Genomic DNA, 25,021 nt, shown 5'->3' with positions numbered 1-25,021 from the left:
TTCACTTCTATAGATGGGTTCTGCACTCTTCGTTCCTGTGTAAATTGTAAATCCAACTTACAGCAGTTGCAAGTTCATTCAGTTTAAACACCAAAGCTAACTTGCTTGTTCTTCTATTATATAACACCAACGTGACCGGGTCTAAACAGCAGACCCCTCAAAAACGGGCATAAAGCAGCCTTTGGACTGCTCCAGCAGTCATACGGCAACACCAGGATAAGCAATGCTTGCTAATGGTGCAACCTGCTCCTTTATTCTATGACCAAAGCTTCCAAAAATAACTGTCAGTCACCCAACTGTGACAAATTGGGGCCTTTTTTTATTTTCTTGCGCTTTTTAAAGGAATCCTTTTCCTTTCATACATACACTATAGCAAACGTAATCGGCTTATTCTTTGTCCAGTTCAGACGTTTCCAGACTTACTCTGCTGTTTATGGTATAATATAACAATTGAATCCCACTACCGTTTAAGCGAGGCGGATTGATGAAAACGTTAAAGCCAAGAGTCTTTATTGGCTGCTCGCTGGAAGCGAAGCCGATTGCAGCCGCAGTACACGAAAACTTACGTTTTTCAGCCGAAGTTACCCCTTGGTATTCCGGGGTTTTTAATCCAAGCAGCTATACCATGGACGATCTGGAAGTAGAGGTCCGTACGACTGACTTTGCCATTTTTATTTTTCATCCGGATGATATATCCAAAATTCGCGGGAAGTACTACGCGTCGGTCCGGGATAATACAATGCTGGAAATGGGTCTGTTTATGGGTCGTCTGGGACGAAAACGTATTTTTTTCATTCTTCCTGAGGATATTACAGACATCAAGGACACAACCAAGGTCGAAGGATTGCGTATGCCCACAGATCTGCTGGGATTAAATCCACTCGTATATGAAATCCGTTCTGACGGAAAGTGGGCACCAGCTGTATCCGTCGCATGTTCCAAAATCGCAGACAGTATTGAGGAACAAGGACGCTGGAGTGATCCAGAATTGGAGAACATCATTGAGAAGCATAAACGCACTGAGGGAGAAGCAAGGTTACAACTGCTTAAGTTGCTGCGGTTCTTTAGGGAATTGCTGCGTACCCGCAAAGCAGATGCCAAGATGCTGGAGCGAATGAGCGATGCCCTGCGTACTGCCTTTGTCTCTCATCCTCCATTCGCGGTACGTGGCACAGCCATATACCGTACAGATGACAGTGGTTATATTGAGCAATTATGTGGTAATGTTGGAGAACCGGGGAGAAAGTATGACTTGTCCGCTAACGACGACAAACAACCGGATGATCCCAAGCGCATCCTGGTGATTGATTCTTACCGGGAGAATAAAATCAAGATTAACCTGTATGATGATTACCTTGAGAAAGAGTATCTGCTATGCTATCCTGTAGCCAAGAGGTATGTAATCACCGTTCACATTATTGGACATATTGAAGCGGATGAGGCGGTATTTCAGCAGATTGACCTACAGAATCGTCAACTGTTCAACGCCATCAACGATTTGTTAGGAGGCGAACCGGAATGAAACCGGAAACGAAAAAAATAAGCAAGCGCTGGGGCAGCGAAAAAAAGGTACGCCTCAGTTCTGCGCCCGAATCATCACGACCGGTTCCGGAACCCAAGGAAGAAGATCGTTTCCACAAGCCGGCCGTACCGCTAACTACCATTGGGCCCTCCCTGAAGGGCAAGGAAAGACCTTATAAGGTCATCCTTGAAAAAGAGGCGTTCTACGAAAAGCCTCAATATCTTGCTTAATTTCTGAACACATCATCAAATCTGCCGCTGAATCGGCAGTATTCCATAGGCCCCGCCGCCCAAGGCAGGGGCTTTTTTGTTGATCATTTTCGCTAAAAATAAAACTGCTTCTACTCGTTGACCTGGTGCCATCGTGTTAAATGTAAGGCATCCTTGAATCATTATCGCAATTCATTGCAGTAATTCATTGCTTGTAATCACTTCTGTAGCAGACTGCATTGCATAAGGCTTATTTGGTTTATGGCCTTAGGTTTCCTGCAAAACCCATAAATTATACCTTATTTTGGAGCAGGCTTGTCCCTAAATCCCTAGCTTCATTCATTATCTGTACCTTTAGGAAAATGCGGTAATGTGTGCTTCCAATATTTCTCGGTTGTATTGTGTATCTCCATTACATATATTGATTATAATATAGGAACATATGTTCTGTAAATATAAAATTCCAATTAAAGGTTAAGGAAGTGAACATATGACATCCTCAACTTTCGCCCCATCCCCTGCGGATGAAGACCACCGTCTGATCAAAGGTCTGGTTGTGCGCACGCTTTTGCTGGATGTACTTGAACGAGATATTCACACACTGGATACGCTGCTGTTGAAGATGCCTGAAGTCTACATTCTGTCGCTGACCCGCATTCAGAACAATGTGCTCAAGGAGATGTTGGCCCTTCGTAAACAGATGAGAACCCGCGGTGTCAAAGTACTGGAAGAGAAACGGGAAGCCGAGGGAATCGAAACTCTGTATATGTGCAGAGGGTATTGGCAACGGTTCTATATGCTGTGGACATTCGCACGCAATGAAGTCAAAAAAGAACTCAGTCGGCATCTGCAGATGGACTTGGCGCAGACTTGATACAACTCTGACAATATTGAACCCGGGTATGCGAACCCCTTCTATTGTTCATCTAAATCAGATGGATATGATCAACCTGCTCACCATCTAAAGTTACGCTTGAATCCATTACAAAACGTCACTACCACTAATTGTTGATGTTCATTACTGCTTTAAGTCTGAGCCTTAGAATATCCATCCCCAGCAAAACAAGTTGACCACGGAAGGTTACGTTCATTAAGATGGAATAGAGATATCCAACCATTCCAATAAGGCATGAATCGATTTCAACTGGATATACGCTCAACGTCTTATCAATCAAGGAGCTGTACTTCATGGATTTGAATACACATTCGATTAAACAAACACCCGCACATACAGGCATTGCCGCAGATGTAACCGAACTGATCGGCCAGACACCTGCCGTTAAACTGAACCGACTCACAGGCAACGACTCCGCTGACGTATACGTGAAACTGGAATACTTCAACCCCAGTGGCAGCGTCAAAGACCGTGCCGCATACAATCTGATCGTTCAGGCTGAACTTGCGGGACACTTGCCACCCGGCGCAACCATTATTGAACCAACCAGTGGCAATACGGGCATAGGTCTTGCGATGAATGCCGCCGCCAAAGGATATAAAGCTATTCTGATCATGCCGGACAATATGTCCAAGGAACGCATCAACATTCTGAAAGCCTACGGCGCAGATGTGGTGCTCACCCCTGCCGCGGAGCGGATGCCTGGTGCGATTCACAAAGCAAAAGAACTTCAGGCAGACATTCCGGGAAGTTTCATTCCGCAGCAATTCGAAAATCAGGCGAACCCGGACATTCACCGGATCACGACGGCTCCCGAGATTATGCAACAGATGGAAGGCAAGCTGGATGCCTTCATCGCGACGGCGGGAACCGGCGGAACCATTACCGGGACAGGAGAAGAACTGCGAAAGCAGTTACCTGACATCCGCATCTATGCGGTGGAGCCCAAAGGGTCTCCGGTGTTGTCCGGTGGCGAACCCGGACCACACAAGCTCGTCGGTACAAGTCCCGGGTTCATTCCGGACATCCTGAATACCGACGTGTGGGATGCCATCATCCAGGTGTCCGATGAGGACGCACTGGATACGATGCGGCAGCTTGCTTCCCGGGAAGGGCTGTTACTCGGCCCTTCCTCTGGTGCTTCGGTGTGGGCCTCCCTTCGCATCGCGAAGGAACTGGGGCCGGGGCACCGAGTGCTCTGCATTGCGCCGGATACCGGGGAACGGTATCTGAGCATGGGTATTTTTTAACACAGCATAAATCTGTACACATCAAAAAGGGGCTTCCATCTCCCATAAATCATGAGCATGACAGAGGCCCTCCCTTATTAGCGCTTATTGGTCATTGGTTCTAATGAACCTGACACACGCTATTCGCTCCTATTTGCGCAGGTCTGACGTGTAACGAATCACAGCGACGTTATTTCTCCAAATTCGGTCGATTTCCAGGTTGAAAAGCTATTTTCGGCGGGATAACGTTACTGAGATTCGTTAGAATTTACATCTCTTCATTATCACCCTAATAAGGTGGGGTGGATTCGTTAGAATGTTGGAGCGATTGGTAGCGAGGAGCGAGGGACAATCCCTCGAAAAAAAGGGACGAGAAGTACATTGAAGGAACCATCAAAATAAAAAAATAAGCTCTTGCTCACATACGGATGGTGAATCCGCAGAGAACAAGAACTTATTTTGGTAAGAAACTTTATCATTAAAAATAAAGCAAGAACATTTAACGTAAGCTGGTTAGTGTGTCAGGGTTGTCCATTCCACACCTTCAGGAAGCAGGGCCGCAATGCGGTCTTTGGCTTCCTTTTTGGTATACAGCGATTCATCGAGAATGACCGCGGAACCAAAATCTGTGCTTGTCCGAATCAGACGTCCGAGACCTTGCTTCACACGCAAGAGCATATACGGAAGATCGATCTCTTCGTATGGTGCTGCCGACGCACTGCGTTTTGCATTGAAGACAGGGTCCTGTGGTGGATACGGAAGCGACCAGATCATGACATTGGATAATGACGGACCTGGAACGTCCAGTCCTTCCCACAGATTAACGGAGCACAGCACACTCTCCTCATCCTGCTGGAACGCCGCGATCAGATCACTGATCTCCCGGTCGCCCTCATACATAAAGCGCAAACCTTCTGCTTCAGGTACATGAACGATGTCCTGTTTGAACGCACGTAGCTCTTCCATCGTACGGAACAGAATCAGTGCACGTCCTCCACTCTCCTGAAGTAACGACACCGCATCACGCATGCGATTTTCGTTCTCCGGGTGACCCGGTACAGCTTCATTGGTAATTTTCATCTTCATTTTGTCCGCATAATCATACGGAGAAGCCACCGAGAATGATACAAAATCATCAATACCCAGGCTGTCCGCCACATAACGGAATGAACTGTCCACAGATAACGTGGCAGAGGAGAACACGATTGGAATACCTGTGTTGAACACACGCTCGTTCAGCATTTCCTTCACAGTACGCGGCATGATCGATAAGGTTGTCTCATCCTCGCTCTCTTCCGCCCAACAGATGTAACCATCTTCCTTGCGGAACAAAGCAAGTGCAGACTGAATCATGTCCAGATGTTCTTCCACGACACGCATCTGATAACCATCCAACGAGAACAATCCACTCTCAAATACCAGTTCTTCACCGATCGCATCCAGCACACTCGTCAGACGTTCAATCTCACGCAGCAGTGGCGGCTCTACCCGAACTTCTTTCCGTTCCGATCCCGGAATCGCCACCGTGTAGGTATCCAGCAAAGCAAACAGTCGCTCACTGCTCTCAATCGCTTCATCCACACGCTCCGCGAGGGATTCACGAATCTCTCCTTCTAACAGGCGAGTGACGAGTTCCTCGAAAATACGGTGTTTCAGTTTGTAGCTCAGTGCGTTCAGGGCTGCTTCTTCCAGCAAATGTCCTTCATCAAATACAACTGAGCTGTGATCAGGCAGCAGGGGCAGTTGGCCCTCACGTTTGCGCGCATCATAGGTCCAGACATGCTCCATGTAATAATCATGGGAACAGATGATGATGTCTTTGGAACGACGGTAATGGTCACGCGACAGCGTCAGGCCGCAACGTTGACGTTTTGGACAAACAAAACAATCCTGGAAAGGGTCCCAGTTGATTTTGTTCCACTGACGATCATTCAGATGTGGATACTGTTTGCGGTCACCATATGGATGGAAGGCCTGAAGTGTACCCGGCGTGTTCACAAAATCCGGCAGACTCTCATGCACTTCCTCAATAACAGGCGCATCCTCATCCGCAAATCGCATCGCACTTAATTTGTTCAGACAGACGTATTGGTCCGGTGACTTGCCCAGACGTGCGTCCACTTCCAAGTCCAGATGTGCAGCCAGCTTGGCAATATCTCCGCCGGGCTTCACAAGCTGTTCAATCAAGGACTCATCGGCACAGGCGATCACTGCCGGTTTGCCCGTATAACGTGCATAACAGACCGCGTAGAGCAGATAGACTAACGTCTTGCCTGTTCCGACACCGGCCTCCGCCATAATGGTCTTTTTATCTCCATAGGCCCGTTCGAGCTGGTACGCCATAAAAATCTGTTCATCCCGTACCTCGAAGCCGGACTCTGGCAAAATATCGTAAAAAACATCGGCAACCCATTCCCCGAGACGGGATACAAAAGGTTCAGCCGGATCATATGCAAAAGGATAACGTTGTGTAGACAATCCTAGGTCAGCCTCCATTCTTAGACAAAGCGGTCCAATTTCAATTTTCCGTTCCAAAAAGGCCGCTGGGCAAAAGTTAATTATCTCACGTCATGACGTGAATGACAACATTTTTTTGACACGAGAAATGAAGGACGTATTTTTGCAATCACCAATGCCCTTTTCCCCATCGTCATCGGTTGATACCGAGGTTGATTTTGGTGGATCAAGGGTGTGTTTGGGTGTCATCTATGGACAAAAGAGAGCCTTTGTACCTTCATTTGGGTGGATGGACTGTTAAATGAGGGCGATGAACCGATGGCAGGATTATGTGCCACCTATGCAATGCATGGCGTTCGAACCGGAGAAGCCTGCTACGTCAGCTTGTGCACCAATCTGAGCAAATGATTATTGATGATAACGTTTACAACATTTACCATGAAGCTGTGCTGTACAGATGGGTTCTGTCCAATCGCAATGAATTACCCCAATGATTCACCTGTCCGGCACAAAGCAACAGCAGCTCACGCATTCTATTTCCCATTAACCAAGGAGGTCTACGTAATGAAATTATTTCCATCCACATCTACTCATGTATCTGCACGATCTGCCCGTTCTCTGAAGGAACGTTCCCTCAAATCCAAAATGGCCCAACTCTGTCTGAGTGCCGCGTTCCCTCTATTATTGATTGGTGGTGGGTCGGTTGGTGCGGCGGAACTGATCGAGAGTAGCTTGCAAAATAACCCATCAGAAGCAGCAGCTACTTCAAGTGTGACACTTGCTGCAGGTGATCTCTATGTCGCCCCTAACGGCTCAGCCAGCAATCCTGGGACGCTCAACAGCCCTACGTCACTCGCTAACGCATTAACCCAGATCGCCCCAGGCAAGACCATCTATCTACGCGGCGGCAACTACAGCTTCTCCCAGACCATTACCATTGAACGTGGCAACAGCGGAACATCGAGCCAACGCAAAAACCTGGTGGCGTATGGATCGGAAAAACCAGTCTTTGATTTCTCAGCTCAAGCCTTCGCTTCCACCAATCGTGGACTGCAGATGTTCGGGGACTACTGGTTCGTCAAAGGGCTTGAGGTGAAGGGTGCAGGCGATAACGGCATCTTCATCGGGGGCAGCTACAACCGCCTGGAGCAGATCGAGGCTCATCACAACCGGGATACGGGTATTCAAATGGGGCGTTATGCTTCCACAGCCGCCAAGAGTGAATGGCCTGCATATAATGAAGTGATTCGTTCGTACTCCCACAACAACTATGATCCGGATGACGGCGAGGATGCAGACGGTTTTGCGGCCAAACTGACCGTAGGCCCGGGCAATGTCTTCGACGGTTGTATTGCGGCCTACAACGTGGACGATGGCTGGGATCTGTATAGCAAAACGGACACAGGCGCCATTGGCGCGGTCACAATCCGTAACAGCATCGCCTACGCGAACGGTGCAACATCAGACGGCACTTCCACCTCCAACAGCGATGGCAACGGCTTCAAGCTCGGTGGCGAGAAGATTGCGGTGAATCATATCGTTGAGAACAACATTGCGTTTAACAATAAAAAGCACGGCTTCACCTACAACAGTAATCCCGGTTCGATCCAGATGAAAAATAACACCTCCTGGAATAATGGGCAAAGCAACTTTGCCTTTGATCTAGGCACCCACATCTTCACCAACAACCTGTCCTTCCAAGGCGGCGCCAGTGACAAAACAAGTGGAACCGACGTCAGCAGCACCAACGTCTGGTGGAAAAACAAAAAAAGCGAGAACGCCAAAGGCCTGCTCGCCAGCGCAGCAGACTTTGTCTCCCTCGTGCCTTCGGTAACACGTAGCGCGGACGGAACACCTGTCTTGGGTAATTTCCTAAATCTTGCGGGTGGCAGTGATTTGATTGGTTCGGGTACGCCAGCGGGTAAGAATATTGGTGCACGGTAGATTGTAGTTATTGAGATAAAAGAATAATTTAAAAGCAAAATCCCCTCTCCCATGCCAGCCTGATCGGTGGTAATGAAGAAGGGGATTTTTGAATTGCTGTGTATTGTCTGCTGGCTTATGAGATAGATAGATAAATACTCACGGTTTAGCTAAAACCTCAATGATGAGTCTGCCGCCTGTGCGAAAACCTTGCTCAAACGCCGCTTCCACATACATGGATGTGGATTGTCCGATCAAGTCGATCAGTTGTTCCAAAGCATCGTACTCGTTCCCCGTAAGCTGTGTTTTGTAATCCTGCATCAGGTCTGATATCTGGCGATTAATCTCCTGATACTTGGCTTGATCAGGATGAATGGACTCGTCCAACCGCAGGTTTCCGTGAAACAAGTCTTCGATCAGGTTTGACATATTATCCTTCATGGTAAGGTCACCTCAGGAAGATTGTAACTCAAGGAAAGAGATGAAATGCGGATTTAGCGGGAAAACCGCTAGTGTTTTTTTATTGAGTTGAAGTTAAAGTTAAACTCGTACCTCAAACACCAAAGGAAGCTTATCTTGCTGTAGTCAACGCTCACAAATGGCTCACATTCTGTCATATGAAGGCAAAAGAAAAAGCACCACGAGGGGTGCTTTAGTCGACATGTTTATGATCATTTCGCTACTATCATTTGAATGATATACATTTATCCCAAAGGATTGATACTAAGGGCTTTTATTAAGGATTCCTTCATGTTTTGAATAAACTCGGCGCGAGCTTCAGAAGAAATTTCCAACAGAGACAGATAAGGATTCAAGTCCTCCAGTTCAACTAATAGCAGTTCTCCTGATAGTGTGCGACATGCATCCACACGTTGAATACCGTAGTCAATGTTATTCCAATCAATAAACTTTTGTGCAAAAGATAAATCTTGTTCAGTAGGTGTATATTCTTTCAATTCCCAACGTTTATCCTTATCCGGTGCATACAATGCGTACTGATAGTCCTTGTCAATGAAGTAAAAGGATACCTCGTATTCAAAAGGGATAAACGGTTGCACCAGAATACTATGCTGCTCATTATCAATTTCATTAGTCAGTTCTTCTTTAGAAATTTTCTTCATGCCAATGGAATCAGCGCCATCTTTTGGTTTGACAATGAAGTATTCTACCTCGGGTAGAAATTTAACATTTTCAACGGAATCTATAGTGGGTATAACCGGGAAATTCACATTTGTTAATTCCAACAAATACTCTTTTCCATCCATATCTGCTTTGCCATTAAATGAATTGTAAGTATTTAGTTGCTTGTCTACTATTCTCTTACGAAAAGCTTGATACTTTTCTTTAAAATTGGCAACAGGACCTGCATTTCGAAAGACAATTAAATCGACAACATCCTCGAAGCTCTCGATATCCTCCGGATGGCAAATAATCAAGTCGAACTCTTCTCTAAGTTTGGAAGTGAGATACAGGTCTTCTTCATAATAGTTTCTGCCTTTAGCTGGATAGTAAAGGTCTGTTACAAATAACAACTTCTTCAAAAAGTAACACCTAACTTTCGTATTCTTTTTATTAACCCATTCTTAACATATTATACGATGTTAATCTCCTATTCAAAGAAAATAAGAAAAAGCGAGATGCGGAACGCCCCAGTCATATGCCGCTATTGCAGCTGTACGTTTCATTCTCGCCCGATTTCCACAATACAAATATATCACGTGAAAAGTCCAACGAAAGGCCATCATGTGGCCATAATCATGTCAAAAACAGGTCACTTTTTTATTCAAACGATTCTCACCCATGTCTTTCTTACTTTTAAAGTAATATCTTCCCCTTGCTGGTCATTGACCATTTCCTTGCGGTCAATTGAGAAGTCAACGTATCATCATTAGGTAATTATAGTACTGCAGATCCATTGTTCATATAATTGCTCATGTGTTCAAAAAGCCCCATAATATACGCCCACATCTTCGAGCCTAGGTTTCCATAATGTTCATCCAAAGATTGCTCAAATTTACTAGGGATTCGAATATCCATTAATCGCCTATAATGTTTAATAACGGAATAGGATGTTATACTTGATGTAAAAAAACTTAATTGCAATAAATTCAATATTCATTCAACATAACCAAAATACGGAACTAGAACAAATTATCGTAGTACAAATTATAGTTTATAGAAGCAGATTCGTAGTATCTTGCATTAAAGTTGATTGGAGGAAGGATTCATGAATATAGTAATTGAGAAGTTAAAAGTCACAGATATTGAAGGCTTGTATGAATTCGAAATTGAAAACAGAACTTTTTTTGAGGAGATGGTACCGTCTCGAGGAGATGATTATTACATACCTGAGGTTTTTAAAGTAAGGAATGAATCTCTGCTTGATGAACAAGTCAAAGGACTCTCCTTTTTTTATTTAATAAAAGACGAAAATAACTCGATTCTTGGAAGAATAAATTTAGTTGATATTGATGATTCCGATAAAATAGGATTTCTCGGCTATAGAGTGGGACAAATCCACACTGGAAAAGGTGTTGCTAAAAAAGCATTAAAATTATTACTCAATACAATAGTTGATTTAGATATAAAAGAAGTTAAGGCAAAAACAACCACCAACAATATAGCATCTCAAAAAGTTTTAGAGCAAAACGGATTCGAGCATATTGAAACTAGTGATAAAGAATTTGAAATGAATGGGCAAATGTTAAAATTCATTACTTATACATGGACAAATAAACCATTATTCTAATCACCAATCGGACACTGCTGTTTAAGCTGAAGATCATAAGCCAAATTCCTCGTTCAAGATACTGAGGGGTTAGGCTTTTTTTTGTCTTTTAAGATCTATTTTTGATAAATAATAGAATTAATTCATAAACTTGACTGGGACAATGATTAGGTGTACTATATGTTTGTATAAATGGAATATATTACAATTTAAATATTTATTTTGGAATCTTATATTATCCAGATGGGTATCAGAGCCTACCATGCTAAGATATCAATGCGTATAAATGAGTTTTACATTTTGTCTGCAACACATAATCATTGGCAGGCATTCATTTTACATATACATTCCTACTTCATAGAGTTTTCTAGCCTGTAGAGTTCTACCTCCTTAATATCTTTTTCAGTAAAGAAAAAGGGGAAGAACCATCTTTAAAAGAGAGGAGGGCAAGAGGCTTTAAACTTCAAGCAGGTCTATTTGTCGTAACCGCATGTTTTTGTAAAAGAATACCCATAACAAGAAAGGTGGAATTTATTGCTATGAGAAAATTGATTAGTTTAGCTCTTATTCTTGTTCTAATGCTTTCATTTAATGTAGCTGCCTATGCAGATGGTGACGTGACTCAAGCCAAACCTATGACAAAGGAAGAAATTATTAATTCCAAAGAATTCCGTGAAGCTGTGAAAGCGGCTAAGGCTGAATTTGAATCGCAGAAGGCTGATAATGCGGGTGGTCCAGTCCTATTTGCGCCTGCTCCGAAAGTATCTCACATTAATGTATATGGTGTCGTATCTCCGAATGGCGGCCAAGAAATTTACGGCTTCAATAACAACCCGCTCTCCACGACCAATGATCATGGTGGGGCTTGGATTCAGTGTATTACTTTCCAGATCGGTTATGACAGCAGTCACTACGGTAAACTCGCCGGCAATACAATGACAAACAACTGGTCTGAAGCTATTGATCTGGACGGTGATCGTGTCGTAGATGCTTTTGCCCATTCTTGGGTTTATGAATCCCCTAATACAACAGGCGGACAATTTGTAGGTACGGTCTATTCCATTAATATTCCAACACAGTGGACCGCTTGGATTAATGTTCGTTAACCGGAAGGATGTAATCTGAATATCGGAGGAATTGGCTATCCTGGTTCTATCATGAGGAATACGGGAAGTAAGCCCAAAAGCTCATCAGCTTCGGACACGAATCCAATCGCACCTAAATTTAATATGACAGCTCACTCTTCTGCTAACAATTAAGTTAGTGCATTTTCTCAGGCGCAGGGATAAACATCCCCTGCGTCTTTTCTCATTGTGACCTTAAAGGGCGCGACTTTGTATAGGAACCCACCGTTGTACAGCAGGCTACTGTACCTCTGCTTGTATGAATACATAAGTACTCTCATCGGATCTTTCTTCTGAAAAAGCGAAATTCAACCGATCAAAGTTTCTTACGTCCTTCACCTCTGCAATCTTATGTTCTGCCATATAACGTACCATTTCACCTCTGGCCATTTTAGCCCAGGTTGCCTTTTCAACAAGCTTCCCATTGACCATTTGTCCGAATACACAAGTAATGAACCGGGTTTCCTCACTAAGAAAAGGTAAAATATTTTTGCTATACTCTTTTGAAGCCAGATTTAGGATGTGGTTGCTTTCTGATTGAAGCTGATCTGCGAGTTTGCTACCCCAGAATTGATAGAGCGATTTGAAGCCTGGACCTTGCAACTTGCCCTGCATCTCCAACCGATAAGGGGTAACCCCATCCAAAGGCCGTAACATGCCATAAAAACCGGATAATATGCGTAAATGCTGCTGAAGATACGCCAGTTCCTCATTTTGAAAAACACCTGGAGCCATATACTGATACTGAATGCCCTCATAGGCATAGATTGCTGGTGTCAGATTTGCTTTTATATTCATATTCTGAATACGCTCCACGTTCTGTTCGGCGATTGCATCGTTACACTTCCACATCGCTTTGAGTTCGTCATAGGATAACTTTTGAAGCAGACTCAATAGCTGTTCTGACTCGTTTATAAACTGCGGCATCTGCGCGATAGCCATAAGATCGGTATCAATCTTCATCTTTTTAGCTGGTGATATGATAATTCTCATCGTGCTGATCCATCCTTAATCTACCGTTGTTTTTGTCGTTATCCATTGTACAGGATTGGACAGGCGAATCCAATGCCAAGGCTTAACTAAATCCCTCATGGTACCTTTGAAAAGACTCAAAAATGAACAAGTCAGCCCACGATTGGACCGGCTTGTTCATTAGAATTCAACACATTAAATTGGTGAGAAAGAAAGGCGTGCAACTCAAACCGCTATTAGGGAGATACGCTCCCCGCGCCGCTATTTTGCTCTGTTTTTGTAGTCGGCAATTGAATCATTGGCGTATTTGACCCACTTACATATGGAAGTGCTCCATCCCATTTCTTGATGGTTTCATATTCAACGAGTTGACTCGATAATGATTGTTGAAGCTCTTTATTTGCTTTAGCTTGACCTTCTGCTTCGATCAATAGTTTGTCTGCATTACCTTGCGCTTCCACGCGCTTGCGATCTGCTTCTTTTTTGGCGATCTCAAGTTCAGTCGTTTTACGTTCCAGTTCTTGAGAAGCTTCGACACGCTTATCGATTGCTTCCTGAGTCTTGGCGTCAGGTTGAGGAACACCTACAGTCACGTTGGATACAATGAAACCTAACTCTTTAACGTCATCAGAAAAACGTTGTTGCACGTCCACTCCTGCTTCAGATGACTTCTCACCATAAACATCAATGACTGTAAATTTGGAAATACCTTTACGAGCTGCGTCACGGAAACGTGTTTTGAGATATGTATCCTCGATTTCTTGAATGCTAATTGGCCCAAATGTATTGAAAATAGCTGATACTTGACTTGGTTCTACCTGGTAGTTGTAAGCAAAATCGATAGTGATGTTTTTTCCGTCAGAAGTAGCAATCTGAATATCTCTGTATTCCACCGTTTGAATTCGGATCGGATATTTCGTCACTTTATCAAACGCTCCAACCAGTTTCCACCCTTGACTCAGTGTACTATCTTTTACCCCTCCATTGGGTGAATAAACGACTCCAACATATCCATTAGGAATTCGTGTTAAAAAGAAGGTCACCATTAACACTCCCACAATAATAACCGATGCAACCGCAATCGCTCCTACCCTAAACGTCTTTGAATTTTTCATCAACATTCTCCTCTTGTTTGAATTTATTGTATTTCTTCAAAATTCTACTACCTATTTTATTGAATAGCGGGAACATTAATGACCATAGAATAAATGCTAGGATAAAAATTAAAATGATTCCCCCAATAAATGGCATATTCGTCCTCCCCTCTATGGATGTAACCGAGTACAAATTTATAAATGGTAACTAATTATATCCTCTTTTATATATACTTTGTAAATTCGTATTAGGTTTCAAGGATATTCAGCACTTGAAGTACTATTAGGTTAAGTAGTGAAGAAAATGGTGAGTCAGTAACGTCCTATAACCCGCTTATTCCCATAAAAGAAAGTGATCAATAATTGATTTGGCTATTATGGATCAGGCCATAGTTGTACCCATTGCTCTTCTCTCTGGGTGTATACAACTTCCTGTGGATTGTCCTTCAATATGACGACTACAGGATACTGTGGCATTTTACTGCGACGAGCAGTGATGCTAATGATATCATGTTCATCCATACCCTTTTCAACGATTAAATACGTTCTTAAACCATCTTCAAGTTCCTTCATATCCTTTTTATAGGAGCCATACCATGTGACTGAAGCTACAACTATTAGTGCAATTACAATCAATGCTCCCTTTAGAAACTTCAATTCTATTCACCACCATTTAAGTAATTTCTAATACACAAGAGTCAAAATTTGATCCGAAACAGAATACCATTAAAAAATGTTGTTGCAAGCCCAAGCAGCATTTTCCTCTCACATCTATTCGAACATAATCTATACTATTATATATTTGAATATATGCCAAAAAAGCCGCCATGTAGGCGACTTTGATGATACCCTCTAACTACGCAGTATACTTTGTTTCAGTTAATCATTTAGCTGTCGCAGCCATTTTCGTGATCTTGTCCGCAATATCTTCGGCCTGTAACAGGGATGAGAATGAATCCGCCGCGAAATATTTCTCCATTTCAATCTCGATCACATGATTATTTTTGACGGCATCTAAGGATGTCCACGTTGCTGGAAGATTGGTTGGCTCTTGACCTTCAACTTTGAGCACAATGACATAATCGCCCACATAATCGTTTACAGTCTCCCATGACACTTCAATACGATCCTCATTTTTGTCAATGATATCACTTTTTACTTTAGGAGTTGGATTCAGACCCAAGATATCGTATGTAGCTCTGCCCCCACGCTCGCCTGCATTGCCAATTACCATCAAGAATTTGTCTACCGTAACGTAATCCACAATGGAGATCGTTGCATCTTTTGGAATGACATTTTTGATTTTATTGCGGGCAGCTTCGGTACGTTTTACAAAATCAGCATTCCACTTCTCAGCTTCTTCTTGTCGACCCAGGATATCGCCCATTGCCGTAATTTCTTCCTGAATGGTGGAGTACTTGCTTGTCTCGAATACGACGGTAGGTGCAATTTTGGAGTAACTTTCATAGGCAGCCGGATTCCAAGTAATAATTACATCGGGAGACAAGTCCAACACCTTCTCCAAAGAAATACTTCCCTCCAACCCAATATCTTCAACGGTGTCAGGCAAATAAGGTTTTAGAAATTTTGCAAAGTTCATTTGTGTACTGGACGCGCCAACTGGCGTTACGCCTACAGCTAAGACCGGCCCCAAGTCCCAGTCCACAACAACCCGTTTGGGATATACCGGAACACTCACTTCTCCCATGACCGTTGATAATTTGCGCGTGCTTGTATCTTCTTTGGCCTCGTTGGAAGTCACATTTTGAGTAGACTCTGCACTCTGATTTGAATTTCCACCTGCTGCTCCCTGATTATTCGTTCGACTGGAGTTCCCACTTGTGCAAGCTGAAAGTATAATCGTAAAACATAACATGAGTGTTAATACCATCTTTGATCTTGTTCCTTTAAACATCTGCCAATCTCCTTCTGTTTTATATTGATAATGATTATCATTAATAACATAACAAGAAGAAGAATGTTTGCCCATAGAGGATACGAACCCTTCCCATGGACTATCTGAATCGACCAAGCTATCCTTCATTTTCTTTCTATATTGACCCGGTGTCATCCCGACCTGCTTCTTGAACAGACGTGTAAAATAAAAGACGTCACTATACCCTACACTTGAAGCAATCTCCTGTGCCGTAGCATCTGTGCGAATCATTAATTCCTTCGCTTTCGCCATACGCGCCTGAATTACATATTCAATAGGACTTCTCCCCGTACGGAGTTTGAATTGCTTCGATAAATATTGAATGCTGTAATTCCACAGTTCGGCCAATGACTCAAGCGAAATAGATTCATTGTAATGTTCGTGAATATACTGGATAATCTCTTCTACCATATCCGTTTCTTTTGAAGAAACCCCTTGAAGCTTAAGTTGCTGAACAAGGGTATATACGAACTGGTAAAAGCCGATTTTCACATGAAAACGTTCAAACACCTGTCTTCGGCTCCATTCCTCATACATGGAATCCACATGGCGATATAGATTAAGCGGAGCAAGAGGCTGGTAGGCATACGGTAGCTGAAAAGGATTGTTCATGTCATAGTTGTGCTGAATCTCTTTACTGGCTTTGGGAGACATACTACCTCTATATAAAATGTAATAGTACGTGACCTCATCTTGCCCGGCCTCGATCCTGATCCTGCTTCCTTTTCCTGCATGCAGTAGATAAAACCGTTTAAATATATGTATATCTTCATCCAGTGAAATGGTGCCTTGTCCTTGCACGATATATATAAAACCGCTGACTGGGAGATGGTATTGCTGCTTCCCCCCACTACTTATTACAAGTTGGCGAATATCCACCAGCTGAATCGATGAATTGTCCCACATTTGAATATACTCTTCCCAGTTCACTATTTTTCTCCCCCGATTGACCCCATACTGAACCTATTATTCAGTAATAAATCCCTTTGTAATCCTTTGATGATATTCGATAACGATAATCATTGTCAATTGAAAAGAGGGCATACTCCTCCTGACATGCTTTCGTCTGATCTCATTCTCAGCTACCATGGCCTAATTGTCATTCATCATCCCCAGATGAATCTCACCATAACGATTATATTTTAAAGTTATGCTTGTTTCCAAAAACAAGGTAAAAAAACAGGTCAATCATGATGGTATCTGACCACAATTAACCTGTTGAGATTAGTATGACTTATTCTGATACTAGATGGGGATCTAAGCACAGCCTTTTCTTGGAAAAACAGTTTCTAACATAGATTCTATTAAACATATTTACATTCACATTCACAGATCTAGTTCATATGTAACTTAATAACTATAGGAAGGAGAACAAGTGTCCTCTTTTGTATGGGCTAGAGACAAAACAAAATAAATATTTATATAAAATCAGTTGCAATGGTTACTATTTAATACTCACTTTCACTATCATGGATTAGGTGATTTGGTGTGACGGCATTTAGGGAAACTACTACATCCATAGAAAGGTCCTCTTGGACCAGAACGTTTAATAAGATCATTCCCGCATTTTGGACAAATGTTCTCGTCTCGATCTATTTCAGCCACATCAACTTGAGGAGTAGCAGTTCCCTGAGGATTCAGAGCTAGGATCATTTCAATTAAAGCTTCACGATTAAACAACTTCACTTTATTTGACTTTGCGAGTTCATAGGCAGCTGAAGTATAATCACTATTGGATACAACCCAAGCTTCAGCGGTTCCATAATACGCAACTGAAGACTGTGCTTCTTGTACTGCCTTAATTCCTACATATTTACTGTAACGCTTAGCTTGAACAGAAATTCGCTTTCCGTCTTTTGATAAGATTAAATCAGCTCCAAAATCACCAACTGCTTTCGTAACCTGGACCTTATAGCCTTGAGAACGAAAAAGATAAGCAAGGTAATGTTCAAATTTTGTTCCATCCATTTGATCAATCTCTGCTATTCCCGACTTTTTTAAGCGCTTAATTCTTTTACTTTGAATATTAATCATTAACACAACAACACCAACAACTCCAAGCAATCCAATAACAAACGAAGCTTTCCAAGAGCTTGTTAACAAGTATGTGCCCGCACTACCTCCCAGCATGGCTATACCAGCTAACCCTTTAAATAATTCCTCTTCTTTCCTTACTCCACTTTTCTTTCTTACCATATTTCTTCCTCCATTAAAACCAGTATTCCTTATAGAAATTAATACAGGATCACATACTTAGAAATGCCTATTCAGGGAACAACTTTGCATCTTAACGTTCTTCAAAATTATAACCGCCTTTTCTTGGGAGCTCCTCTTCAAAGTCACATGAGGCAACTGCTTTATATCCTGAATCCCATAATTTTGTCAGAATTTTTGAGACTTCTGTGATATAGAGCGTTTCTTCGCCATCCTCAATTGGCTCTATTTCTAGATAATATTTATAATATAGAAACTCATCACTCCCCCTATTCCTTTTCTCTTCATCAAAATCCCCATTATTAAATATAAATATTTCAGCTTGTTCAGTCACAATGCTAGAACCTGCAGCAGAGCCCTTAACCATTATTGATACTGCTTCTACAACTGATGTTTTCTCCAAATCAGTATCTAGAAATATTTTTGTAAACAAATCATATTGATATTCCACTAAAAGCCACCTCTCATCATTTAATTGGAGTAAATGGAGGATTATCAAACGGTCCACCTATTTTAATTATAGAAATATCCACATCTATACCTAACTCCTGTTGCAGTAATTCCCTAAATTTACTCAGCTTTGCTTCACCAGATTGAATTTTACCTGTTTCAATAGCATGTAACATTGTTTTTTCTTTAGCAGAACCTGGATTTGGAGCTTTTATTTTACTAAATGAATCCTTAATTAATTCGTTGAATTTCTCTGGTGAGACACGTATCGCAAAATCAATATCTGAGGTAGCCTTAGCTGTTCCTTTTGCTCTACTGCCTTGAAAAACAATATCATCACTCAAATGTCCAACTTTTTTCCAAGAATCATCGCTGAAACTTTTTCAAATTATTTTTGCGTTAATCCTTGTGGTATTTTAAGACCTTTACTCGTTCAGTTAGCGTCATTGCTCGACTTCTCTCTCTTCGCCTTTGCATCTTTAATGGTCTGTTTCACCTTGGCAATGGCCGGATTGGTCCCACGTCCTTTGTATGGACCTTTTACTCCAGATAGACCTCCGGTGACCAGCCCGATTCCGGCTACAATTTGACTCCATTTTAGCGATGCAATCATCAGTTTAGCATAGGATTCCGTGACAGGCTCTCCCGTAAAGGGATTAACGCCCAACTCGAAAGCTTCAATCTGTAATTGGATCAAATCCTGATCTATTGGTTCGACAGGACCAGGGCCCTGATTCAAGGTACTAATATCTAATTTCCCCTTATCCTTTTCAAACGCCTGAAGGGCTGCCTGATCTGTCACGCCCTTCTCATTAACCGGTAACCAGATTACCTGTTGGTTTATCTTGTAATGAATCAGGTACGTAGTTTTTCGTGATAATCTCATCCTTAAAGTTAGCATAGGTTTTAATAGACATAACTCCGAAGGAGTAAATAAGGAATATCACGAGTAATGATAGAACAGTCCATTTCTTTTTCATTTACAATCCCTGCCTAGTTGTTATTTGAAATAACGGCATATGAACCATCGTCCATATTGAATTGTCCGTAGAAGTCTTTAATTTCAAGATAATCTACCAGCCACACCTTTACACCATTCTTGTATTTAGCAAAAAACTTCGCCGTTTCAATATTTGGTACTGTGACGTAGCCATACTTCTCATCCAACTTATTCGTTATTGTCATACCTCGACCATTCATATCAATCACTCCACTAACTAAATCGCCTATGGCAAATCCATTCTTTTTAGGATAAATCGTAATCTCTGTGAATACAGGAATTAAGCCACTATTCTTGTATTTATTCATCCCAAATTCAGTCATGAACAACGATGTATAGATGCTATCTTTCTTCTTAGGCTCTGACGTGTTTATACCAATTAAACGATGGAACACCAGACTACCAGAACCGTTACGGAACGTTTTCCGTTTCCCTGAGATATCAGCGATAGAAGTTTTCCCTGTAGTCAGGCTAGATACTAATTCAAGATTCGTTTTTTTCGTACCCATCATTCTCAATTCATTCAGATCATCAAATGCTACAGCTTCTTTTTTCAGCACATTTTCGAGTCTTAGCAAAATGGCAGAAGATTCAGCTCGTGTTGTTGTTTTGTCCATTCCAAACGATCCGTCCGGAAAACCGTTCATCAGGTTGGTTCCCATTGCAACAGCGAGATAAGGAATTTTATCTTGAGCAATTCCTGGTTTAAAGGACTCTTTGACTGGAAGTAACGTTTCTTTCGTTTCAGCAAATGCTGTTTTATACTCAGCACTGGATGCAACCAATCCGGAACTCAACCATTTAGCCATTTCCTCGCGAGTAATCGGAGTACTTGGTTTAAATCCGTTTGGATAGTCTTTGGTATTAATGAACCCCAAAGTAACTGCCCGATCCACCTCAGCTTTGCTCCAGTGTCCCTTCAGATCCTTGAATGAATCCGTCTGGGCATCTTCCGGAAGTGTCATGTCTTTGGCTACTCGTGAAATTAAGGAAGCAAATTCTGCTCTTGTTACCGAAGCATTGGGCTTGAACAATCCATTACCGTATCCTTTAAAGTATCCCTTGGAAACCGCAGATTCAATAGCAGACTTTGCCCAGTGATTAGCCTGTACATCTTTGAAGGTTGTTGTTGCGGCAGAAGCCTGGGAAGAAATCAATGTCGATACGACTACTACAGCGCTCATTATGGGTAACATTATTTTTTTCAAATTTTCCACTCTCCGATTAGTTAGATTTAGTTTGGTTAGGCTCTTTTACTACTATGTAAATTTTCACTGTGCTCCGGAATCTGCTTGTATAAAATCTTCTGCCTTCTGATTAATGTAGTCCACCAGTTCTGACGTATGCTCCAGGTGCCATTCATCCAGCTGCTTAATACTCATTTGAAGATCCCACACAATAGGTACAAGTCGCTGACTATGGCTGCTCTCTATAGTGCTTCATATCGTGATATTTAGGACCATCCTCAAAAAACGTATCCACTACCTTGGCCCAAACGTTAATGCCATAGTTTTCATTTCCATCTGCATAGTTAGAATCAATAAGAAACGTGGCCCCCACATGCCGCTCATAACCTCCAAAAAAACCACTTGCAATGCCATCTCCAGGATGTATAAAGTTAGTCACTTGTCCATCAAATCCCCCCTCCTCTGCTTTCCTTCTCATCTCGGGAGTAAGCGATGCTACGACTGTGGGAGCGCTAAAAGTAACGGCATTTAATCCAGTGTATACCGCTGCATATTGAGCATTAGCACCTCCCAAAGAATGACCCGTTAGGGAAAACTGTAGGTCTTTATGTTGGTCTGTCATACTCTTGACATAGCTTTCTGCCTCATAGAGTTGATTAAAGCTACCCACATTTTTATCTACCGTCTTTTTGACATCGCCAACCCAATCATTTAATTTTGTGATGCCTAACCCATCTTCAACACCACGGGAGAAATCTTTCCAGAACTTCGGTTTCCAATCTATTGCACGTTCTATGGTTGCACCGATTTCGGGGAAACCAATATGTAAAGCATCCGTTCTAAAATCTGGAACAGATCTTGCCGGAATTGCGTCCCCTTCTGTTCCTCGAAATGCAATTACTGCTTGCTTCGTCTCGGGATTGTAGAATGTAACAGCATCCATACCAGATACATTATGTTTCTGATCTAGCACTTCCCAGCCAGGAATATCTGTGAATTCTTGTCCGACTTCTACTTCATCATATGAATATTGCGACATCACCTTGTAATTTTGATCTGTAATCATTTCACTAGATAAGCGTTCTATGTTCATCACCTCCTATATTATTGTATATTATATCCTTTTTCATTAAGAGCCTTCTTTAGTTGTTTACTATATCCGAAAGATTCTTGTTTATTTGTTTCATAGTTTATATAAACACTAAAAGTTTGATCTTCATGTCCTGTTACATATCCATAGAGAGTGACACGACTCATCGCCATTTTAGGTAGAATTTTTTTTTGTGTTATCGTTACATCTAATTTATAGTTATTTTTCAAATATTCAATTGCTATCGCTTCCGACCGATTTATAATTTCTTGATCCTTTATTTTTTTCTCATTCACACCTGCACAGCCCCCTAATATTAGTAACAACATAGCAACCAAGATGATCATCACCATTCGGTACATAATCTTCCCTCACTTTCAATTCACTGAGCAACCACCATATATATAAAACCTCATTTATGTCTGATCACAGCAAACGATCCACCATCCATCCTTATCAAATCGGGAATTCGGGTTATTGAGACCAATTTAATTAGTAACCCTTCGCAGTCTTACTCCCTTATTATTTTCTTTGAAGAATTGCTTTCTGTTCATGCTAGGCAGATTGATATATCCATACTTTCATGCAATTTTTTTACTATTTAGATCCACCTGTAAAATCAATAACAGAGAGCGTAGAATATATTGTGTATTGTGTAAATAGAAAAAGGAGACCTTTTCTATTAGAATTGGGCTAGCATACAACAACTCAAAGAGAGGTCTTCCCTATGAATCATTTTACAACAGATTTAGTTCAAGCTTTAGTCACCAAACAAGATATTACAGAGTATTTCGCAAGCCTTTTTGAATTACGAAATATACGACCGTGCTGGTGTAAATTCTGGCAACTCTCATAACGGTTCGCAAACCCGCACGCTTCATACCGAGTATGGCGACTTGCAGCTTAGTATGACCCAAGAGAAGCGCTATGTCTGCGTTTATATTGATGCTACGTACATCCCTGTGAAGCTTGCAACGGTAGCCAAGGAAGGGGTCTATATTGCCGTAGGCATTCGTAAGGATGGCTCCAAAGAGGTGCTTACGTACGCGATTGCACCGACCGAATCCGCTTATATCTGGAAAGAACTTCTTCAGGAAGTCAAAAAGCGTGGCATGCAGCAAATCCTTCTGTTTATCTCCGACGGATTGATCAGGATCGTGAATGCAATCAAGGAGGTGTAACCTCAAGCGAAGTATCAAACCTGTTGCGTTCATTTAGTTCGTGTTACGGATCTAGCAGATATCTGGGAGATTTCAAGTGTACCGCGCTGAGGATGAAGAAGCAGGTAAAGCTGCTCTGACTACCTTGAGGATCTACATAAGAAAGGTTATTTCATTTACACAAAATTCCTTGACGCTGCCTTTAATTTGTAAACAAAAAATTAAAGAAATTATTTTAAGGGTAACATGGGTTATATGTGCTATTGGTTGGTTGAATGTTGAATTTAGCTAGTACTATATAGTCCCACAAAAGAAAGCCCTCAAGAAAAAATCTTCGGGCTATATCATACCTTTATGATTGAGGGAACATCTCCAAATATGTTTCGTACCAATCAGGGCATTGTGCTTTGATTAAGGAGAGCACCTCTGTCAAAGCAATACCATGTAGATGAGATAATTTATCATAACTTATCTGTTGTGTTGAAAGCCAAATTTGACCAATAGACTCTCCACAACTTGCCTTGATCATGTCATCACAGTTACTTTCATTTGAAACTTTAATTAATATATCCACAGTCTCAGCATCTTGGAAGTTCTCTCCTAATTCAATTACTGCGTCATCTTTTTCTGCATCTGATGCTGTTGGATCTGTTAATATTTCCAATAATCTTTCCCTATTCATAGACTTCACTCCCCTAATGAAATATGAGTTCCAACACTTCTACCGCCCTTTTCACCTGTAAACGGATTAACGTATGTTCCCTTATCGTCTAGTCTAGCATCAAAACGAGGTTGATTACTCCCTGCACCCAGTCCTTCCCTTGTACTAGCTTCGGGTTTTAACTTCAGCCTCCAACTAAACGTTCCATCGCCGTTCTTTACTCCCCATTGCTCGACACCACCAGCAGTATCTTGTCTAACCCAATCATTTTTTTCTGCCCAAATCCTTAAGTTAGCAGTATTCTTGGAAATGCTACCAGTGTCTTTAACTAGAACATTCCCCGTCCCGTTAGCACCCTTGCTCGACTTCTCTCTCTTCACCTTCGCATCCCGAATCGTTTGCTTCACTTTGTCCAATGCTGCACTGGTTCCACGACCTTTATATGGACCTTTGCTGCCTTTCGCGCTTCCAACGACCAGCCCGATCCCGCCTACGATTTGGCTCCATTTCAGAGATGCGATCATCATCTTGGCGTAAGAGTCCGTGACAGGCTCTCCCGTAAACGGGTTAACCCTCAACTCCAGTGCTTCAATCTGTAACTGGATCAGATCCTGATCCGGGGAAGGGACTGACCCCGGAACTTGCCCTAGCTTATTCACATCGATCTTTCCATGATCTCTTTCGTACGCCTGTAGGGCCGCCTGATCTGTCACGCCCTTCTCATTAACCGGTAACCAGATGTGGTACTGGTAATCATACGCCATCCGGTATCCCTTATTATCAGTACTTTTCGTTGCTTTCAGCCCGATAGACATCGTAGCTACGGTACCTGCCACTGCTGCCCCGCTCATCTCATCTGCCTGCTGAAAACGGACACCAATGTCTCGAAGTTCCTTCGCGATGTGGGTCAAATGCTCCAGCGTTTCGATCATGCGGGGCTGGGTTTCTTCAAATCGTTCTAAAAACCGCTCTCGCACCATCCCGGACCACATCGATTCCATCCAGCGGATCAATCGAACGAGTTCCTCTCGTGTATCTCCCATTTGCGCGCGAGTTCGTTCAACCTCTCGTGAGGCTTCAAACAAACGCTCCGGGGTTACTTGTATTCTACTCATCGCGTTCTCCATCTGTCCAATGACGGACTCTATTTCTTGCTTATCTCAACCTATT

The 25,021-nt window shown here is 42.3% G+C and carries 24 protein-coding genes and 1 pseudogene; 9 read left to right on the top strand and 16 right to left on the bottom strand.

The genetic code is table 11. The features are described from left to right. The first annotated feature begins 484 nt into the window (after positions 1-484). From MKX68_RS21715 to cysK, 4 genes are all read left to right on the top strand, one after another. Positions 485-1,522, top strand: coding sequence for a nucleotide-binding protein (locus tag MKX68_RS21715; protein ID WP_051447360.1), 1,038 nt, complete (start codon positions 485-487; stop codon positions 1,520-1,522). Then, complete coding sequence (locus MKX68_RS21710; RefSeq protein ID WP_017687536.1) at positions 1,519-1,752, top strand: hypothetical protein; 234 nt, start codon at positions 1,519-1,521, stop codon at positions 1,750-1,752. The genes MKX68_RS21715 and MKX68_RS21710 overlap by 4 nt, the downstream gene beginning before the upstream one ends. 469 nt (positions 1,753-2,221) lie before the next feature. Further along, complete coding sequence (locus MKX68_RS21705) at positions 2,222-2,605, top strand: hypothetical protein (protein WP_340914060.1); 384 nt, start codon at positions 2,222-2,224, stop codon at positions 2,603-2,605. A 314-nt stretch (positions 2,606-2,919) separates the two neighbouring features. Continuing rightward, on the top strand, positions 2,920-3,876 hold the full coding sequence (cysK, locus tag MKX68_RS21700) for a cysteine synthase A (protein ID WP_340914059.1): 957 nt from the start codon (positions 2,920-2,922) through the stop codon (positions 3,874-3,876). Positions 3,877-4,368: 492 nt separating this feature from the next. Here cysK and MKX68_RS21695 read toward each other — a convergent pair whose 3' ends face one another. Next, entirely contained in the window at positions 4,369-6,351 is a 1,983-nt protein-coding gene (locus MKX68_RS21695) for an ATP-dependent DNA helicase (RefSeq protein ID WP_340914058.1), read from the bottom strand. A gap of 246 nt (positions 6,352-6,597) precedes the next feature. Between MKX68_RS21695 and MKX68_RS21690 the strand changes: the two genes are divergently transcribed. After that, entirely contained in the window at positions 6,598-6,720 is a 123-nt protein-coding gene (locus tag MKX68_RS21690; RefSeq protein WP_340914057.1) for a hypothetical protein, read from the top strand. Positions 6,721-6,876: 156 nt separating this feature from the next. Then, positions 6,877-8,256, top strand: coding sequence for a right-handed parallel beta-helix repeat-containing protein (locus MKX68_RS21685; RefSeq protein WP_340914056.1), 1,380 nt, complete (start codon positions 6,877-6,879; stop codon positions 8,254-8,256). Between the two features lie 138 nt (positions 8,257-8,394). Here MKX68_RS21685 and MKX68_RS21680 read toward each other — a convergent pair whose 3' ends face one another. Both MKX68_RS21680 and MKX68_RS21675 read right to left on the bottom strand, forming a co-directional pair. Then, positions 8,395-8,676, bottom strand: coding sequence for a DUF6809 family protein (locus tag MKX68_RS21680; protein ID WP_340914055.1), 282 nt, complete (start codon positions 8,674-8,676; stop codon positions 8,395-8,397). Positions 8,677-8,939: 263 nt separating this feature from the next. Next, on the bottom strand, positions 8,940-9,776 hold the full coding sequence (locus MKX68_RS21675) for a hypothetical protein (protein WP_340914054.1): 837 nt from the start codon (positions 9,774-9,776) through the stop codon (positions 8,940-8,942). 686 nt (positions 9,777-10,462) lie between these two features. On the opposite strand from MKX68_RS21675, the gene MKX68_RS21670 reads away from it, so the two are divergent. Then, the gene (locus tag MKX68_RS21670) at positions 10,463-10,984 is read left to right on the top strand and encodes a GNAT family N-acetyltransferase (protein ID WP_340914053.1); all 522 of its coding nucleotides are present in this window, start codon (positions 10,463-10,465) and stop codon (positions 10,982-10,984) included. 518 nt (positions 10,985-11,502) lie between these two features. Next, positions 11,503-12,069 carry a DUF4879 domain-containing protein gene (locus MKX68_RS21665; protein ID WP_340914052.1) on the top strand — a complete coding sequence of 189 codons (567 nt, stop codon included), beginning with the start codon at positions 11,503-11,505 and terminating at the stop codon, positions 12,067-12,069. 258 nt (positions 12,070-12,327) lie between these two features. On the opposite strand, the gene yaaA is transcribed toward MKX68_RS21665, so the two are convergent. The 11 genes from yaaA to MKX68_RS21610 all read right to left on the bottom strand — a co-directional run bounded on the left by yaaA (position 12,328) and on the right by MKX68_RS21610 (position 22,392). Beyond that, positions 12,328-13,080 (bottom strand): peroxide stress protein YaaA, encoded by a 753-nt coding sequence (yaaA, locus tag MKX68_RS21660; RefSeq protein WP_340914051.1) that lies wholly within the window; start codon positions 13,078-13,080, stop codon positions 12,328-12,330. Between the two features lie 215 nt (positions 13,081-13,295). Continuing rightward, the gene (locus tag MKX68_RS21655; protein WP_340914050.1) at positions 13,296-14,174 is read right to left on the bottom strand and encodes a prohibitin family protein; all 879 of its coding nucleotides are present in this window, start codon (positions 14,172-14,174) and stop codon (positions 13,296-13,298) included. Between the two features lie 354 nt (positions 14,175-14,528). Then, positions 14,529-14,789 (bottom strand): DUF3139 domain-containing protein, encoded by a 261-nt coding sequence (locus MKX68_RS21650; protein ID WP_340914049.1) that lies wholly within the window; start codon positions 14,787-14,789, stop codon positions 14,529-14,531. Between the two features lie 247 nt (positions 14,790-15,036). After that, the gene (locus MKX68_RS21645; RefSeq protein WP_340914048.1) at positions 15,037-17,019 is read right to left on the bottom strand and encodes an AraC family transcriptional regulator; all 1,983 of its coding nucleotides are present in this window, start codon (positions 17,017-17,019) and stop codon (positions 15,037-15,039) included. 537 nt (positions 17,020-17,556) lie between these two features. Next, entirely contained in the window at positions 17,557-18,285 is a 729-nt protein-coding gene (locus tag MKX68_RS21640) for a restriction endonuclease (protein ID WP_340914047.1), read from the bottom strand. Between the two features lie 91 nt (positions 18,286-18,376). Next, the gene (locus MKX68_RS21635; RefSeq protein WP_340914046.1) at positions 18,377-18,754 is read right to left on the bottom strand and encodes a 1,4-dihydroxy-6-naphthoate synthase; all 378 of its coding nucleotides are present in this window, start codon (positions 18,752-18,754) and stop codon (positions 18,377-18,379) included. A 16-nt stretch (positions 18,755-18,770) separates the two neighbouring features. Beyond that, positions 18,771-19,097 carry a nucleotidyltransferase domain-containing protein gene (locus tag MKX68_RS21630; RefSeq protein ID WP_340914045.1) on the bottom strand — a complete coding sequence of 109 codons (327 nt, stop codon included), beginning with the start codon at positions 19,095-19,097 and terminating at the stop codon, positions 18,771-18,773. 89 nt (positions 19,098-19,186) lie between these two features. Then, positions 19,187-19,639: a hypothetical protein gene (locus MKX68_RS21625; protein WP_340914044.1), complete on the bottom strand. Its 453-nt coding sequence runs from the start codon at positions 19,637-19,639 to the stop codon at positions 19,187-19,189. Positions 19,640-19,746: 107 nt separating this feature from the next. After that, a complete protein-coding gene (locus tag MKX68_RS21620) occupies positions 19,747-20,937 on the bottom strand; it encodes an S-layer homology domain-containing protein (RefSeq protein WP_340914043.1) in 1,191 nt (396 codons plus the stop codon). Positions 20,938-21,169: 232 nt separating this feature from the next. After that, the gene (locus MKX68_RS21615) at positions 21,170-22,033 is read right to left on the bottom strand and encodes a lipase family protein (RefSeq protein WP_340914042.1); all 864 of its coding nucleotides are present in this window, start codon (positions 22,031-22,033) and stop codon (positions 21,170-21,172) included. Between the two features lie 11 nt (positions 22,034-22,044). Next, entirely contained in the window at positions 22,045-22,392 is a 348-nt protein-coding gene (locus tag MKX68_RS21610) for a hypothetical protein (protein ID WP_340914041.1), read from the bottom strand. A 365-nt stretch (positions 22,393-22,757) separates the two neighbouring features. On the opposite strand from MKX68_RS21610, the pseudogene MKX68_RS21605 reads away from it, so the two are divergent. Beyond that, a pseudogene (locus MKX68_RS21605) lies at positions 22,758-23,329 on the top strand (transposase); the annotation flags it as partial. Positions 23,330-23,542: 213 nt separating this feature from the next. Here the strand turns inward: MKX68_RS21605 and MKX68_RS21600 are convergent. Next, a complete protein-coding gene (locus MKX68_RS21600; protein ID WP_340914040.1) occupies positions 23,543-23,872 on the bottom strand; it encodes a hypothetical protein in 330 nt (109 codons plus the stop codon). A gap of 5 nt (positions 23,873-23,877) precedes the next feature. Further along, the gene (locus MKX68_RS21595; protein WP_340914039.1) at positions 23,878-24,966 is read right to left on the bottom strand and encodes a WXG100 family type VII secretion target; all 1,089 of its coding nucleotides are present in this window, start codon (positions 24,964-24,966) and stop codon (positions 23,878-23,880) included. Positions 24,967-25,021: the final 55 nt, after the last annotated feature.

This window comes from Paenibacillus sp. FSL M8-0212 (assembly GCF_038004645.1).
Taxonomy (GTDB): domain Bacteria; phylum Bacillota; class Bacilli; order Paenibacillales; family Paenibacillaceae; genus Paenibacillus.
This window is presented reverse-complemented; position numbering and strand designations above follow the sequence as displayed.

Excerpts from the sequence above, each read along its gene's own strand:
- cysK (WP_340914059.1), top strand. The coding sequence starts at position 2,920 with ATGGATTTGAATACACATTCGATTAAACAAACACCCGCACATACAGGC.
- MKX68_RS21615 (WP_340914042.1), bottom strand. The coding sequence starts at position 22,033 with ATGAACATAGAACGCTTATCTAGTGAAATGATTACAGATCAAAATTAC.
- MKX68_RS21665 (WP_340914052.1), top strand. The coding sequence starts at position 11,503 with ATGAGAAAATTGATTAGTTTAGCTCTTATTCTTGTTCTAATGCTTTCA.
- MKX68_RS21625 (WP_340914044.1), bottom strand. The coding sequence starts at position 19,639 with ATGAGATTATCACGAAAAACTACGTACCTGATTCATTACAAGATAAAC.
- MKX68_RS21595 (WP_340914039.1), bottom strand. The coding sequence starts at position 24,966 with ATGAGTAGAATACAAGTAACCCCGGAGCGTTTGTTTGAAGCCTCACGA.
- MKX68_RS21715 (WP_051447360.1), top strand. The coding sequence starts at position 485 with ATGAAAACGTTAAAGCCAAGAGTCTTTATTGGCTGCTCGCTGGAAGCG.
- MKX68_RS21705 (WP_340914060.1), top strand. The coding sequence starts at position 2,222 with ATGACATCCTCAACTTTCGCCCCATCCCCTGCGGATGAAGACCACCGT.
- MKX68_RS21710 (WP_017687536.1), top strand. The coding sequence starts at position 1,519 with ATGAAACCGGAAACGAAAAAAATAAGCAAGCGCTGGGGCAGCGAAAAA.
- MKX68_RS21600 (WP_340914040.1), bottom strand. The coding sequence starts at position 23,872 with ATGAATAGGGAAAGATTATTGGAAATATTAACAGATCCAACAGCATCA.
- MKX68_RS21620 (WP_340914043.1), bottom strand. The coding sequence starts at position 20,937 with ATGAGCGCTGTAGTAGTCGTATCGACATTGATTTCTTCCCAGGCTTCT.
- MKX68_RS21610 (WP_340914041.1), bottom strand. The coding sequence starts at position 22,392 with ATGTACCGAATGGTGATGATCATCTTGGTTGCTATGTTGTTACTAATA.
- MKX68_RS21695 (WP_340914058.1), bottom strand. The coding sequence starts at position 6,351 with ATGGAGGCTGACCTAGGATTGTCTACACAACGTTATCCTTTTGCATAT.
- MKX68_RS21640 (WP_340914047.1), bottom strand. The coding sequence starts at position 18,285 with ATGGTAAGAAAGAAAAGTGGAGTAAGGAAAGAAGAGGAATTATTTAAA.
- MKX68_RS21670 (WP_340914053.1), top strand. The coding sequence starts at position 10,463 with ATGAATATAGTAATTGAGAAGTTAAAAGTCACAGATATTGAAGGCTTG.
- MKX68_RS21655 (WP_340914050.1), bottom strand. The coding sequence starts at position 14,174 with ATGAAAAATTCAAAGACGTTTAGGGTAGGAGCGATTGCGGTTGCATCG.
- MKX68_RS21680 (WP_340914055.1), bottom strand. The coding sequence starts at position 8,676 with ATGAAGGATAATATGTCAAACCTGATCGAAGACTTGTTTCACGGAAAC.
- yaaA (WP_340914051.1), bottom strand. The coding sequence starts at position 13,080 with ATGAGAATTATCATATCACCAGCTAAAAAGATGAAGATTGATACCGAT.
- MKX68_RS21685 (WP_340914056.1), top strand. The coding sequence starts at position 6,877 with ATGAAATTATTTCCATCCACATCTACTCATGTATCTGCACGATCTGCC.